Below are 12748 nucleotides of genomic sequence, written 5' to 3' on the forward strand. Positions count from 1 at the left end.
GTCGGGCGGGCCGACTTCCCACTCCGGGGCCTGGGTAGGATGCGGGGCTGCTCATGATCAACCGCGCACGGGGGAAGTACATGTCACAGGGTCACCCGCAGGGTTCCTACGGCCAGGCGCCGCCCGGCTACGGGCAGCAGCAGCCGAACCCGTACGGGCAGCAGCCGTACGGCGGCCCGCAGTACGCGCAGCCGTACCCGCCGCAGGCACAGCAGCCGTACCCGCACCCGTACCCGCCGCAGCCGTACCCGGCGCAGGCGCAGCCGTACGCAGCGCAGCCGCACCCGCGTCAGCCCTACCCGCAGACCGGCTCCCCGCTGCCGCCGCGCAAGCCGCAGGAGGCGGGTGACCTGCGGCGGATGACCGGCGCGGTGGTGGACTCCGCGATCGCGGTGGTGGCCGCCTTCGCCGCCGCGAAGCACTCGCCGCAGGCGTACTTCACGACGCTCTTCGGCGTGCTGGTCGGCGTCTCCTTCCTGAACCACGTGGTGCTGGCCCGCATCGCGGGCTGCAGCCTGGGCAAGTTCCTGATGGCCACCCGGGTGATCCGGTTCAAGGACGTCACCCGCCCGCACACCTGGCGGCTGACCAAGCGCTGGCTGCTCGGCTGGGTGATCCTGCCGGTCGGCCTGCTGCTCGACGACGACGTCGAGCCGGAGGAGGCCTGCGGCGTGCGGATCGTGCGGCGCAAGGACCTGAACGACTGGAAGCAGCTGACCGGGCGGCTCGGCTAGCATGCGGCCGTAGTCCCCACCGATTTCGCGAGGAGACCCCGATGGCCGGCGAGCCGCAGCCCGACTGCCTGTTCTGCAAGATCGTGGCAGGTGAGATCCCGGCGACCGTGGTCCGGGAGAACGACCGCACCATCGCCTTCCGCGACATCAACCCGCAGGCGCCCACGCACATCCTGGTGATCCCCAGGGCGCACTACCCGAACGCCGCCGCGCTGGCCGCCGCCGATCCGGAGCTGACCGCCGAACTGCTGGTGGAGGCCGGGGAGGTGGCCGCCGACGAGAAGATCGCGGAGTCCGGTTACCGGCTGATCTTCAACACCGGCGCGGGCGCCGGCCAGACCGTCTTCCACGCCCACGTCCACGTGCTCGGCGGCACGCCGCTGCGCGAGGGCCTGGTCTGACCTCGTGTCACAGCGCGAACTCGTCGTCCTCGGCACCGCCAGCCAGGTTCCCACCCGGCACCGCAACCACAACGGGTACCTGCTCAGGTGGGACGGCGAGGGCCTGCTCTTCGACCCCGGCGAGGGCACCCAGCGGCAGATGCTGCACGCCGGGGTCTCCGCCACCCAGATCACCCGGATCGGCATCACCCACTTCCACGGCGACCACTGCCTCGGGCTCGCGGGCGTGATCCAGCGGATCAACCTGGACCGCGTCCCGCACCCGGTGGACGTCTACTTCCCGGCCTCCGGCGAGGTCTTCTTCCAGCGGCTGCGGCACGCCACGGCCTTCCACGAGACGGCCGTGCTGCGCCCGCACCCGATCGAGGAGCCGGGCCCGCTGCCCGGCGCCGCCGGCCGCTTCACGCTGGAGGCGCTGCGCCTGTCGCACCCGGTGGAGTCGTTCGGCTACCGGCTCACCGAGCCGGACGGCCGCCGGCTGGTGCCCGAGCGCCTCGCGGCGCTCGGCATCGCGGGCCCGGCGGTCGGCCGCCTCCAGCACCAGGGCGTCATCGAGGTGGACGGCCGCAGCATCACCCTGGAGGAGGTCAGCGAACCCCGCCCGGGCCAGCGGTTCGCCTTCGTGATGGACACCCGGCTCTGCGAGGGCGTCGGGCGCCTCGCCGAGGGCGCGGACATGCTGGTCATCGAGGCGACCTTCGTGGACGCGGACGCCCACCTGGCGCAGGAGCACGGCCACCTCACCGCGGGCCAGGCCGCCCGGGTCGCCGCGGAGGCGGGTGTGCGGACCCTCGTCCTGACCCACTTCTCGCAGCGCTACCCGGATCTCGGCCAGCACCTGGCGGAGGCCCGTAAGCACTTCGACGGCGAGGTCGTCGTCGCCGAGGACCTGGTACGGGTGCCCGTGCCGCCCCGCCGTTGAGCGGGCGGCCGGGCGGGCGCGGTGGAAAACCGGTCGCGCCGGCCCGCGTTCTGGCCCAGCATCGGTCTGGTGCGCGACCCGACCGGTTTGCGGCCGGGCCGCACCGCCACGGCGATCACGTGCGCGGCGTACCCTGGTGACCCCGGAAGGACCCGAGCGGCACCACGAGACCACGGATGGGATGAGGCAGGCCCAGCGCCGACCTATGAGCGACACATCGCATACCCGTACCAATGGACAGTCGCGTCGTGAGACGCCCGGCAGCGACCGGACGGCCAGCGCCCGGATCGTCATCCCCGAGAAGCACCCGATGGTCACCCTGCTCGGCACCGCGGACTCGCTGCTGCGGGTGATCGAGGACGGCTTCCCCGCCGCGGACATCCACGTCCGCGGCAACGAGGTGACAGCCACCGGCGAGCGCACCGAGGTCGCCCTCGTCCAGCAGCTGTTCAACGAGATGATGCTGGTGCTGCGCACCGGCCAACCCCTGACGGAGGACGCCGTGGAGCGCTCCATCGCCATGCTCAGGAGCGCCGCGGACAACCCGGACGCCCCCGCGCCGTCCGAGGTCTTCACCGCGAACATCCTCTCCAACCGGGGCCGCACCATCCGCCCCAAGACCCTCAACCAGCAGCGCTACGTCGAGGCGATCGACAAGCACACCGTCGTCTTCGGCCTCGGCCCCGCCGGCACCGGCAAGACCTACCTCGCGATGGCCAAGGCCGTCCAGGCCCTCCAGGCCAAGGAGGTCAACCGGATCATCCTCACCCGTCCGGCCGTCGAGGCCGGCGAGCGGCTGGGCTTCCTGCCCGGCACGCTCTACGAGAAGATCGACCCGTACCTGCGCCCGCTCTACGACGCGCTGCACGACATGATGGACCCGGACTCCATCCCCAGGCTGATGGCCGCCGGCACCATCGAGGTCGCGCCGCTCGCCTACATGCGCGGACGCACCCTCAACGACGCCTTCATCATCCTGGACGAGGCCCAGAACACCTCGCCCGAGCAGATGAAGATGTTCCTCACCCGGCTGGGCTTCAACTCCCGGGTCGTCGTCACCGGCGACACCAGCCAGATCGACCTCCCGGGCGGCACCCGCAGCGGCCTCAAGGTCGTCCAGGAGATCCTGATGGACGTGCCCGACATCCACTTCTCCGTGCTCACCAGCACCGACGTGGTCCGCCACAAGCTGGTCGGCCGGATCGTGGACGCGTACGAGCGCTGGGACGCCCAGCAGGAGGCCGCGGAGAACACCCCGCCGGCCCGCAAGCCCGCGCAGCGCCGTACGGTCAAGTCGCCGTCCGCCCGCGCACCCCGCCAGTCCCATCGCACCGAAAGCTGAGTACCAAGCCCTCCATGTCGATCGACATCGCCAACGAGTCCGGTTGGGACGCCGACGAGGAGTCCATCCTCGACATCGCCCGCTACGCCCTCGACAAGATGCGGATCCACCCGCAGTCCGAGCTGTCCGTGATCCTGGTGGACAGCGCGGCCATGGAGGAGCTGCACATCCAGTGGATGGACCTCCCGGGTCCCACGGACGTGATGTCCTTCCCGATGGACGAGCTGCGCCCCGGCAAGGAGGGCGAGGAGCTGCCGCAGGGCCTGCTCGGTGACATCGTGCTCTGCCCCGAGGTCGCCCAGCAGCAGGGCCTGGCGGCGCCGTCGAAGCACTCCATGGACGAGGAGCTCCAGCTGCTCACCGTCCACGGGGTGCTGCACGTGCTCGGCTACGACCACGAGGAGCCGGAGGAGGAGCGGGCCATGTTCGCCCTCCAGAAGCGGATCCTGGACGACTGGCGGGCCGGCCGCGGTCTGGGCGGGATCTCCCCGGCCCCCACCACCCACTGAGCGCGGGGCCCGATCCGCTGTGAGTGGTGAAAGTACGAGCTTCATCCTCGGAGCCGTCCTGCTGGTCGTTCTCGGCTGGCTGGCGGCGTGCGCCGAGGCGGGCATCTCGCGGGTCTCCCGGTTCCGCGCGGAGGAGGCCGTGCGGGCCGGGCGGCGCGGCGCCGACCGGCTGCTGACGCTGGCCTCCGACCCGATCCGCTACCTCAACCTGGCGACCCTGATCAGGGTCGCCAGCGAGATGGCGGCGGCCGTCCTGATCACCGTGGTCTGCGTACGCAACGTCGAGCCGACCTGGCAGGCGGTGCTGCTGGCGTTCGGTGTGATGGTGCTGGTCTCCTACGTCGCCGTCGGCGTCTCGCCGCGCACGATCGGCCGCCAGCACCCGCTGACCACCGTCACCACGGCCTCGTTCGTGCTGCTGCCGCTGGCCCGCATCCTGGGCCCGATCCCGCGGCTGCTGATCCTGCTCGGCAACGCGCTGACCCCGGGCAAGGGCTACCGGGAGGGCCCGTTCGCCTCCGAGGCGGAGCTGCGGGCGCTGGTCGACCTGGCCGAGAAGGACGACCTGATCGAGGACGAGGAGCGCCGGATGGTGCACTCGGTCTTCGAGCTGGGCGACACCATCGTGCGCGAGGTGATGGTGCCGCGCACCGACCTGGTGATGATCGAGCGGCACAAGACCGTCCGCCAGGCGCTCACCCTGGCGCTGCGCTCCGGCTTCTCGCGCATCCCGGTGGTCGGCGACAACGAGGACGACGTGGTCGGCATCGTCTACCTCAAGGACCTCGTCCGCCGTACCCACATCAACCGGGACTCCGAGTCCGAGCAGGTCGGCTCGGTGATGCGCCCGGCGGTGTTCGTGCCGGACAGCAAGCCCGCCGGCGACCTGCTGCGCGAGATGCAGCAGATGCGCTCGCACGTGGCGATCGTGATCGACGAGTACGGCGGCACGGCCGGGCTGGTCACCATCGAGGACATCCTGGAGGAGATCGTCGGTGAGATCACCGACGAGTACGACCGGGAGATCGCCCCGGTCGAGGACCTCGGGAACGGCTCCTACCGGATCACCGCCCGGCTGCTGGTGGAGGACCTCGGCGAGCTCTTCGGCATCAAGCTGGAGGACGAGGACGTCGAGACCGTCGGCGGCCTGCTCGCCAAACACCTGGGCCGGGTGCCGATCCCCGGCTCCGCCTGCGAGATCCCGGTGCCGGACGACGGCTCCAGCGACCTGAGCGCGATCCTGCTGACCGCCGAGAGCTCGGCGGGGCGGCGCAACCGGATCGGCAGCGTGGTCGCCGCCCCCGTCCGCGCGGCCGAGCCGCAGGACGGCGAGCAGGGCGACTGAAGGCGGCCGCGGCCCCCGGAGTGGACCCGCCGAGCGGGCCCGCGGCGGGGGCCGCGGGGATGCCCCGGAAGGCCTAGCAGGAATTGCCCGGCCGTCGCGGGCGTCACCACGATGACGTCATGACACATCAGTTGCGCGCGGAGTACGGCCCCCGGGGTCGCGCCGGCGGGGTCAAGACCTGGCACATCACACGGACCGAAGGCGCACCGGAGGCCATGTGCGGCCGCGCGATCGATCCGGACGCGCAGGCCCGGCCGGAGGAGGACTGGGGCAAGACCGAGCGGCCCGCCTGCCAGCAGTGCGGCTCGCTCTACCTGCACGAGGCGCCCTTCCTGCCGGGCAACCACAGCTAGCCGGGCCCCGGGGCCGCGCCCTGCGCGCCGCCCGCCCGCCGTGCACGCGTCGGTAGGAGTCAGTAGCGTTGATGACGGCACGGGCGGTCCGTCCGTGCGGGGGTTCCGTTGCCTTGACCTGCGTGGTGGAGGTCGCCATGAAGCTCCAAGACGAACTGCCCGTCGACCACCGGCTCGCCACGGTGTACCGGATCGGCGCGGGGCTGGGCGGTGTGTTCCTGCTGGTCTTCGGGATTCTCGGGCTGGCGGGCCACTCCGGGTTCCTGTCCACCTCCGGGGACCACGTCGTCGGGCTGTCCACCAACGGCGCGCTGAGCGTGCTGTCGGTGGTGATGGGCGTGGTCCTGATGGGCGGGGCCGTGATCGGCGGCAACTTCGCCTCGAATCTCAACATGATCGTGGGCGTGCTGTTCGTGCTGTCCGGGTTCTACGGCCTGGCGGTGCTCGGCCGCCCGGACGCCAACATCCTCAACTTCCGGATGTCCAACATCCTGTTCGCCTTCATCTTCGGGTTCGTGGTGCTCACCTTCGGCATGTACGGCCGGGTGAGCAGTCATCTGCCACTGGACAACCCGTACTGGCAGAAGCGCCACCGTGAGCAGCCCGAGATGCCCTCCGGCCCGCCGGTCTTCGTCAAGGTGCTGAAGCCCGGGCCGCCCAACCCGATCGGGCACTGAGCCCGTGGCCCGAGGCCGGCCCCGGGGAGCCTGGGGACCGGCCTCGACGAGGTGTCGGCCCGGCCGGCCGCCGCGCGGGACGAACGCGGCGGCCGGCCCGGCCGTGCACGTCCGGGGCGTCCCCGTCCGATGGGTGGGCGGCGTCCGTCCCGCTGCCGGACACGCCGACCTCCGGCGATCACTGCCGCCTATGCTCAGCGGCATGAGTGACCTCACCGAGCTTGACGCCGAAGACAAGAAGATCATCACCCTGGCCCGCTCCGCCCGCGCCCGCAACGGCGTGGCGGAGGGCGCGGCGGTGCGCGACGAGACCGGCCGCACCTACGTCGCCGGGACGGTGGCGCTGGAGTCGCTGAAGCTCAGCGCGCTCCAGACGGCCGTGGCGATGGCCGTGGCCAGCGGGGCCCGCAGCCTGGAGGCGGCGGCCGTCGTCACCGAGGCCGAGCGGCCCGCCGAGGCGGATCTCGCGGCCGTACGGGACCTGGGCGGCGCCGGGACGCCGGTGCTGCTGGCCGGTCCGGACGGGGCGCTGCGGGTGGCGGCCGAGGCGCGCTGAGGCCTTCGGTGCCGACCGCGGCCACGCTGGGCCGGGCCCGGGGCGATGGGGCGCCCATGCCCATCTGACTGGCGGATAATCTCACTGGGAGAGCTCGGGAGAGCTCATGACCGGGGGGAGCCGGGACACATGGGGCCGTGGGCGTTCTTCGCAGGGCTGCTGCTGACCGTGATGGGCATGGGCAAGTGGCAGGAGAGCGGATCGCCGTTCTGGCTGGCCGGCTCGATCGCCCTGTTCCTGGTCGTGATGATCAGTGGTCTGGCCTCGCTCGGCGGCGCCAAGAAGGGGTGACCGGGCGACCATGTCCGTGGGCGCTCGGGTGATCAGGGAGAATGGTCCCCATGAGCGTTACTTCCCCCTCCCAGGCCGAGACCTTCCGATCCGGCTTCGCGTGCTTCGTCGGCCGCCCCAACGCGGGCAAGTCGACCCTGACCAACGCCCTGGTGGGGACGAAGGTCGCGATCACCTCCGACCGCCCCCAGACCACCCGGCACACCGTCCGCGGCATCGTGCACCGCCCGGACGCCCAGCTCGTGCTGGTGGACACCCCGGGCCTGCACAAGCCCCGCACGCTGCTGGGCGAGCGGCTCAACGACCTGGTCCGCAGCACCTGGGCCGAGGTCGACGTGATCGGCTTCTGCCTCCCGGCGGACCAGAAGCTCGGCCCCGGCGACAAGTTCATCGCCAAGGAACTCGCCGAGATCAAGAAGACGCCGAAGGTGGCCATCGTCACCAAGACCGACCTGGTCGACTCCAAGGCGCTCGCGGCCCAGCTGATCGCCATCCACCAGCTCGGCCAGGAGCTCGGCATCGAGTGGGCCGAGATCGTCCCGGTCTCCGCGGTCGGCGACAAGCAGGTCGACCTGCTGGCCGACCTGCTCGCCCCGCTGCTCCCGGCCGGTCCGCCGCTGTACCCGGACGGCGACCTCACCGACGAGCCCGAGCAGATCATGGTCGCCGAGCTGATCCGCGAGGCCGCCCTGGAGGGCGTCCGGGACGAGCTGCCGCACTCGCTGGCCGTCGTGGTCGAGGAGATGATCCCGCGCGAGGGGCGCCCGGCGGACCGCCCGCTGCTGGACATCCACGCCAACGTGTACATCGAGCGGCAGAGCCAGAAGGCCATCGTGATCGGGGCCAAGGGCGCCCGGCTGAAGCACGTCGGCACCACGGCCCGCAAGCACATCGAGGCGCTGCTCGGCACCCCGGTCTTCCTTGACCTGCACGTCAAGGTCGCCAAGGACTGGCAGCGTGACCCCAAGCAGCTGCGCAAGCTCGGCTTCTGACGGCGCGTCATCGGACTGGCGTGAGAGCGGCCCCGCCCGGCACCGCCGGGCGGGGCCGCTCTCACGCTCCGCCGAGGGTCCGCCCGTCCCCCGGAGGGCGGGGCGGGGAGTCAGGCGCCTTCGCGCAGGACCAGCGAGACCAGTTCGCGCTGGGATTCCGTCAGCTTGGGATCGGCGCAGTACACCGTCCGGCCGTCGACGGTGATCTCGTAGTGGTAGCCGTCGGGCACGCCGTAGGAGGGCGCGCGCAGGGCGCCCGCGACCGCCTCGCGGGCCAGGGCGTGGACGTGCGGGGCGTCCGTACGGTCGGCGGTGTCCAGCTCCGCGCGGTGCATGAGGCCCGCGAGGCCGCCGGTCCGGATCACCTGGATGCGCATGGTGCCCATCGTGCTACGCAGGGGTGGGATTTGCCCACGTTTTCCAAGACCTTGACCTTCGGCGCGTCGCCGGGCACCGGCCGGCGGGTCCGCCCCGGCCGGTGCCCGGCCCGGCTCAGCCGACGCTGACACCGACGGTGGCCCAGGAGGCCGTCACGGTGTTCGCCACCGTCTCGTCCGGGAAGCGGGAGCGCGCCGCGGCCACCGTGGCGCGGGCGAAAGTGGTGAAGTCGGCGGTCGCGGGCAACCGCCCATGGGTCAGGGTGTCGTACCAGATCTGGCCGGCCCGCTCCCAGGCGTGGCCGCCGAGGGCGGTGGCCAGCAGGTAGAAGGCGTGGTTGGGGATGCCCGAGTTGATGTGCACCCCGCCCGCGTCCTGCTCGGTCCGCACGTAGTCGCGCAGGTGCGCGGGCTGCGGGTCCTTGCCCAGCCGCGGGTCGTCGTACGCGGTGCCCGGGGCCCGCATCGAGCGCAGGGCCACGCCGTGCACGCCGGGGGCGAGCAGGCCGGCGCCGATCAGCCAGTCCGCCTGCTCGCAGTCCTGGCGCAGCGCGTACTGCTTGACGAGTGAGCCGAAGACGTCGGACAGCGACTCGTTGAGGGCGCCGGACTGCCCGTGGTACTCCAGGCCGGCGGTGAACTGGGTGACGCCGTGGGAGAGTTCGTGGCCTATGACGTCCAGGCAGCCGGTGAAGTCGCCGAAGATCACGCCGTCCCCGTCGCCGAAGACCATCCGGGAGCCGTCCCAGAAGGCGTTGTCGTAGCTGTGTCCGTAGTGGACGGTGGCGTCCAGTCGGAGCCCGGCGTCGTCGATCGAGCGGCGGCCGTAGGCCTCGGCGAACAGGGCGAAGGTCGAGCCGAGGCCGTCGTAGGCCTGGTTGACGGATCGGTCGGACACCGGGACGGCGCCCTCGCGGCGGACGGTACGGCCGGGGAGTGTCTCGGTGTGCCGGGCGTCGCGGATGACCCGTTCCAGCGGGGCGGCCCCGAGAACGGCCGGGGCGGCCGGGTCGGCGGGGCCGGCCGTCGCGGTGCTGCGGCGGGCGTCACGGTGTGCGGCGTCGAGGGCGAGGGAGCGGACGGCGGGCTCGTGTCCGTCGTCCGCGAGCTTGTCGAGGATGAACGGGGGGATGATCGCGCAGTGTGGGGCAGCGACAGTCATGTCGCCAAGAGTGACGCATCAATGACAAATTGTCACCGGGTGGTGTTGTCTCAATGGGTGGAATGCTGGCCCGGCTCACTTCGGGGTCGCGCGGAGCTGGGTTACTGTTGAGCCCATCATGCGTTATGGACTGCTTCTTCTTAGCTGCCGCGGCGAGGGCCTGTAGACCACACAGAGGCCGGCTCCCTTGCCGCGGGGATCTGTGCTGTGCGCGTATGAACGCCAGTCGCGGCAGTAGTCGGCCGTCGGGTGTCCACTCACCCCGACCAGCCCGCACCTCACACGGAAGCCGAGAGTCATCACCATGACCGAGCAGAGCTCCATCGCGCGCGCGTTCGTCGACCGCCCGACCCCGATCACCGCAGCCGGCGTGCGCCAGCAGCCGTCCGGGATGCCGTTCCAGCGGTACGTGCCGTTCGGCACCGTCGACCTGCCGGACCGCACCTGGCCGAACAAGGTGATCACGCAGGCTCCGCGCTGGCTCTCCACCGACCTGCGGGACGGCAACCAGGCGCTGATCGACCCGATGTCGCCGGCCCGCAAGCGCAAGATGTTCGACCTGCTGGTGCGGATGGGCTACAAGGAGATCGAGGTCGGCTTCCCGTCCTCCGGAGCCACCGACTTCGAGTTCGTCCGCTCGCTGATCAACGAGGGCGCGATCCCCGAGGACGTCACCATCTCGGTGCTGACCCAGGCCCGCGAGGACCTGATCGAGCGCACCGTGGAGTCCCTGAAGGGCGCGCCGCGCGCCACCGTCCACCTGTACAACGCGACCTCGCCGCTGTTCCGCCGGGTGGTCTTCAAGGGCAGCAAGGACGACATCAAGGGCATCGCCGTGGACGGCACCCGCCTGGTGATGGAGTACGCCGAGAAGATCCTGGGCGAGGAGACGGTCTTCGGCTACGAGTACTCGCCGGAGATCTTCATCGACACCGAGCTGGACTTCGCACTGGAGGTCTGCGAGGCGGTGATGGACGTCTGGCAGCCCGGTGAGGGCCGCGAGATCATCCTGAACCTCCCGACCACGGTGGAGCGTTCCACCCCCAACGTCTACGCCGACAAGATCGAGTGGATGTCGCGGAACCTGTCGCGCCGCGAGTTCGTCGCGCTGTCCACCCACCCGCACAACGACCGCGGCACCGGCGTCGCATCCGCCGAGCTGGCCATCATGGCCGGCGCGGACCGCGTCGAGGGCTGCCTGTTCGGCCAGGGTGAGCGCACCGGCAACCTGGACCTGGTCAACGTCGGGATGAACCTGTTCTCGCAGGGCGTCGACCCGATGATCGACTTCTCCGACATCGACGAGATCCGCCGCACCGCCGAGTACTGCAACCAGATGGCCGTCCCCGAGCGCCACCCCTACGCCGGCGACCTGGTCTACACCTCCTTCTCCGGCTCGCACCAGGACGCCATCAAGAAGGGCTTCGACGCCCTGGAGGCCGACGCGCGGGCCGCCGGCGTGCCGGTCGGCGAGCACACCTGGGGCGTCCCCTACCTGCCGATCGACCCCAAGGACGTCGGCCGCAGCTACGAGGCGGTCATCCGGGTCAACAGCCAGTCCGGCAAGGGCGGCATCGCGTACGTCCTGAAGAACGACCACAAGCTGGACCTGCCGCGCCGGATGCAGATCGAGTTCTCCAGGATCATCCAGGCCAAGACCGACACCGAGGGCGGCGAGGTCACCCCCGCCGACATCTGGGCGGTCTTCCGGGACGAGTACCTGCCGACCCCGGCCAACCCGTGGGGCCGGATCTCGCTGCGCGGCTCGCAGAGCCTGACCACCGAGGACGGCCGGGACGTGCTGACCACCGCCGCCGTGGTGGACGGCGTCGAGGCCGACCTGACCGGCACCGGCAACGGCCCGGTCTCCGCCTTCGGCAACGCGCTGGCCGGCATCGGCGTGGACATCCGGGTGCTGGACTACGCCGAGCACGCGCTGAGCGAGGGTGGCGACGCACTGGCCGCCGCGTACGTGGAGTGCGCGGTGGACGGCAAGGTGCTGTGGGGTGTCGGCATCGACGGCAACACCGTGCTGGCCTCGCTGAAGGCGATGATCAGCGCCGTCAACCGGTCGCAGCGCGGGTAGTTCGTACGGGTGCTCTTTGCGTGACCGCCGGCGGGCCGTCCTTCGGGGCGGCCCGCCGCTGCCGGTCCGGGGCGGCCGCGGCGGACCGGCCCCACCGGTGTGTCCTGCGCCACACTTTTTAGCGCCGGAACGCGTTCGGGGTGCTGACACGTGCCGGTAACCGTGGCAACATCGACCCACCGGAAATCCGGGGTCGGTGGGACGGCCTGCGGAGTCCGGCCGCGTGACCTGCCCATTGCCGTGCAGGCCGCCTGCCATGTCTGGGGAGTGGCGCCGTGACAGGGTTGTGGGGTGTCCGCCCGCGCTGGCGGACCGATGTTCTCGGTGAGTTCTTCTGCCCCGGCTGCGGCGGGGACCGCAACTACCGCCGGCAGCACGGCCGGCGGTGGCTGCGGCTGCTCGGTACCCCGGTGCTGCCGCTCGGACCGGTGATCGGCAGCGTGCAGTGCACCTCCTGCCACGGCCGGTGCGGCGTGCAGAGCCTGGAACAGCCCACCTGCGTCCGCCTCACCGGCATGCTGCGCGACGCCCAGTACACCGTGGCGCTCGCCCTGCTGGCGGCGGGCGGCACCGGCAGCCGCGCGGCCCGCGAGGCAGCCTGCACCGTCGTCCGGGAGGCCGGCTTCGAGGACTGCGGCGAGGCCCAGGTGCTCGCCGCACTGGCCGCGCTCTCCGGGCTCGGCAGCGAACTCCACGACGCCCACGGCATGGCCGGCGGCCTGGCCATCGAACTGCACGCCGCACTGGAGCCGCTGGCCCCGCACCTGGCGCTCCAGGGCCGCGAGCGACTGCTGCTCCAGGGCGCCTGGATCGCGCTCGCCGACGGGCGCTACCTCCCGCACGAGCGCGAGGCGCTGGCCGCGGTCGGCCGCTGCCTGGGCCTGGCCGACGCCCAGGTCGGCGCGCTGCTGGAAGCAGCCACCCGCAGCACCCCGCGCTGAAGGTACCGGACGTACCGGATGTTCCGAAGGCGCGGAAGGTACTGAAGGCGCCCCGGCGCC

At 71.6% G+C, this 12748-nt stretch carries 15 protein-coding genes; 13 read left to right on the forward strand and 2 right to left on the reverse strand.

What is annotated here, in order from left to right; translation table 11 throughout:
- Positions 1–53: 53 nt before the first annotated feature.
- The 11 genes from ACIBH3_RS03140 to era all read left to right on the forward strand — a co-directional run bounded on the left by ACIBH3_RS03140 (position 54) and on the right by era (position 8122).
- Entirely contained in the window at positions 54–734 is a 681-nt protein-coding gene (locus ACIBH3_RS03140) for an RDD family protein (RefSeq protein ID WP_396310102.1), read from the forward strand.
- 41 nt (positions 735–775) lie between these two features.
- The gene (locus ACIBH3_RS03145; RefSeq protein WP_396310103.1) at positions 776–1135 is read left to right on the forward strand and encodes a histidine triad nucleotide-binding protein; all 360 of its coding nucleotides are present in this window, start codon (positions 776–778) and stop codon (positions 1133–1135) included.
- A 4-nt stretch (positions 1136–1139) separates the two neighbouring features.
- A complete protein-coding gene (locus tag ACIBH3_RS03150) occupies positions 1140–2057 on the forward strand; it encodes a ribonuclease Z (RefSeq protein ID WP_396310104.1) in 918 nt (305 codons plus the stop codon).
- 205 nt (positions 2058–2262) lie between these two features.
- Positions 2263–3399 carry a PhoH family protein gene (locus ACIBH3_RS03155; RefSeq protein ID WP_396310105.1) on the forward strand — a complete coding sequence of 379 codons (1137 nt, stop codon included), beginning with the start codon at positions 2263–2265 and terminating at the stop codon, positions 3397–3399.
- A gap of 14 nt (positions 3400–3413) precedes the next feature.
- A complete protein-coding gene (gene ybeY, locus ACIBH3_RS03160) occupies positions 3414–3908 on the forward strand; it encodes an rRNA maturation RNase YbeY (RefSeq protein ID WP_396310106.1) in 495 nt (164 codons plus the stop codon).
- A 19-nt stretch (positions 3909–3927) separates the two neighbouring features.
- Positions 3928–5253: a hemolysin family protein gene (locus ACIBH3_RS03165; RefSeq protein ID WP_396310107.1), complete on the forward strand. Its 1326-nt coding sequence runs from the start codon at positions 3928–3930 to the stop codon at positions 5251–5253.
- A 119-nt stretch (positions 5254–5372) separates the two neighbouring features.
- Positions 5373–5606, forward strand: a complete 234-nt coding sequence (locus ACIBH3_RS03170) for a hypothetical protein (RefSeq protein WP_396310108.1) — start codon at positions 5373–5375, stop codon at positions 5604–5606.
- A 137-nt stretch (positions 5607–5743) separates the two neighbouring features.
- Positions 5744–6283 carry a DUF4383 domain-containing protein gene (locus tag ACIBH3_RS03175; RefSeq protein ID WP_396310109.1) on the forward strand — a complete coding sequence of 180 codons (540 nt, stop codon included), beginning with the start codon at positions 5744–5746 and terminating at the stop codon, positions 6281–6283.
- A 202-nt stretch (positions 6284–6485) separates the two neighbouring features.
- Positions 6486–6839 carry a cytidine deaminase gene (locus tag ACIBH3_RS03180; protein WP_396310110.1) on the forward strand — a complete coding sequence of 118 codons (354 nt, stop codon included), beginning with the start codon at positions 6486–6488 and terminating at the stop codon, positions 6837–6839.
- Between the two features lie 129 nt (positions 6840–6968).
- Positions 6969–7130: a hypothetical protein gene (locus ACIBH3_RS03185; RefSeq protein WP_396310111.1), complete on the forward strand. Its 162-nt coding sequence runs from the start codon at positions 6969–6971 to the stop codon at positions 7128–7130.
- Positions 7131–7171: 41 nt separating this feature from the next.
- Entirely contained in the window at positions 7172–8122 is a 951-nt protein-coding gene (era, locus tag ACIBH3_RS03190) for a GTPase Era (protein WP_396310112.1), read from the forward strand.
- A 110-nt stretch (positions 8123–8232) separates the two neighbouring features.
- Here era and ACIBH3_RS03195 read toward each other — a convergent pair whose 3' ends face one another.
- Together ACIBH3_RS03195 and ACIBH3_RS03200 are read right to left on the reverse strand one after the other, a co-directional pair.
- Positions 8233–8499, reverse strand: a complete 267-nt coding sequence (locus ACIBH3_RS03195) for a protealysin inhibitor emfourin (protein WP_396310113.1) — start codon at positions 8497–8499, stop codon at positions 8233–8235.
- Positions 8500–8614: 115 nt separating this feature from the next.
- Positions 8615–9661 carry a M4 family metallopeptidase gene (locus ACIBH3_RS03200; protein ID WP_396310114.1) on the reverse strand — a complete coding sequence of 349 codons (1047 nt, stop codon included), beginning with the start codon at positions 9659–9661 and terminating at the stop codon, positions 8615–8617.
- A gap of 304 nt (positions 9662–9965) precedes the next feature.
- Here ACIBH3_RS03200 and leuA point away from each other — a divergent pair, with 304 nt between their 5' ends.
- Complete coding sequence (gene leuA / locus ACIBH3_RS03205; RefSeq protein ID WP_396310115.1) at positions 9966–11747, forward strand: 2-isopropylmalate synthase; 1782 nt, start codon at positions 9966–9968, stop codon at positions 11745–11747.
- Between the two features lie 275 nt (positions 11748–12022).
- Positions 12023–12688: a TerB family tellurite resistance protein gene (locus ACIBH3_RS03210; protein WP_396310116.1), complete on the forward strand. Its 666-nt coding sequence runs from the start codon at positions 12023–12025 to the stop codon at positions 12686–12688.
- The last annotated feature ends 60 nt before the right edge of the window (positions 12689–12748 follow it).

Source organism: Kitasatospora sp. NPDC050543 (genome assembly GCF_044457565.1).
Taxonomy (GTDB): Bacteria; Actinomycetota; Actinomycetes; order Streptomycetales; family Streptomycetaceae; genus Kitasatospora.

What these genes read in the sequence shown, in the direction of transcription:
- leuA (WP_396310115.1), top strand. Translation starts at nt 9,966, where the DNA reads ATGACCGAGCAGAGCTCCATCGCGCGCGCGTTCGTCGACCGCCCGACC.
- ACIBH3_RS03155 (WP_396310105.1), top strand. Translation starts at nt 2,263, where the DNA reads ATGAGCGACACATCGCATACCCGTACCAATGGACAGTCGCGTCGTGAG.
- ACIBH3_RS03140 (WP_396310102.1), top strand. Translation starts at nt 54, where the DNA reads ATGATCAACCGCGCACGGGGGAAGTACATGTCACAGGGTCACCCGCAG.
- ACIBH3_RS03195 (WP_396310113.1), bottom strand. Translation starts at nt 8,499, where the DNA reads ATGCGCATCCAGGTGATCCGGACCGGCGGCCTCGCGGGCCTCATGCAC.
- ACIBH3_RS03170 (WP_396310108.1), top strand. Translation starts at nt 5,373, where the DNA reads ATGACACATCAGTTGCGCGCGGAGTACGGCCCCCGGGGTCGCGCCGGC.
- ybeY (WP_396310106.1), top strand. Translation starts at nt 3,414, where the DNA reads ATGTCGATCGACATCGCCAACGAGTCCGGTTGGGACGCCGACGAGGAG.
- ACIBH3_RS03175 (WP_396310109.1), top strand. Translation starts at nt 5,744, where the DNA reads ATGAAGCTCCAAGACGAACTGCCCGTCGACCACCGGCTCGCCACGGTG.
- ACIBH3_RS03145 (WP_396310103.1), top strand. Translation starts at nt 776, where the DNA reads ATGGCCGGCGAGCCGCAGCCCGACTGCCTGTTCTGCAAGATCGTGGCA.
- era (WP_396310112.1), top strand. Translation starts at nt 7,172, where the DNA reads ATGGTCCCCATGAGCGTTACTTCCCCCTCCCAGGCCGAGACCTTCCGA.
- ACIBH3_RS03180 (WP_396310110.1), top strand. Translation starts at nt 6,486, where the DNA reads ATGAGTGACCTCACCGAGCTTGACGCCGAAGACAAGAAGATCATCACC.
- ACIBH3_RS03185 (WP_396310111.1), top strand. Translation starts at nt 6,969, where the DNA reads ATGGGGCCGTGGGCGTTCTTCGCAGGGCTGCTGCTGACCGTGATGGGC.
- ACIBH3_RS03200 (WP_396310114.1), bottom strand. Translation starts at nt 9,661, where the DNA reads ATGACTGTCGCTGCCCCACACTGCGCGATCATCCCCCCGTTCATCCTC.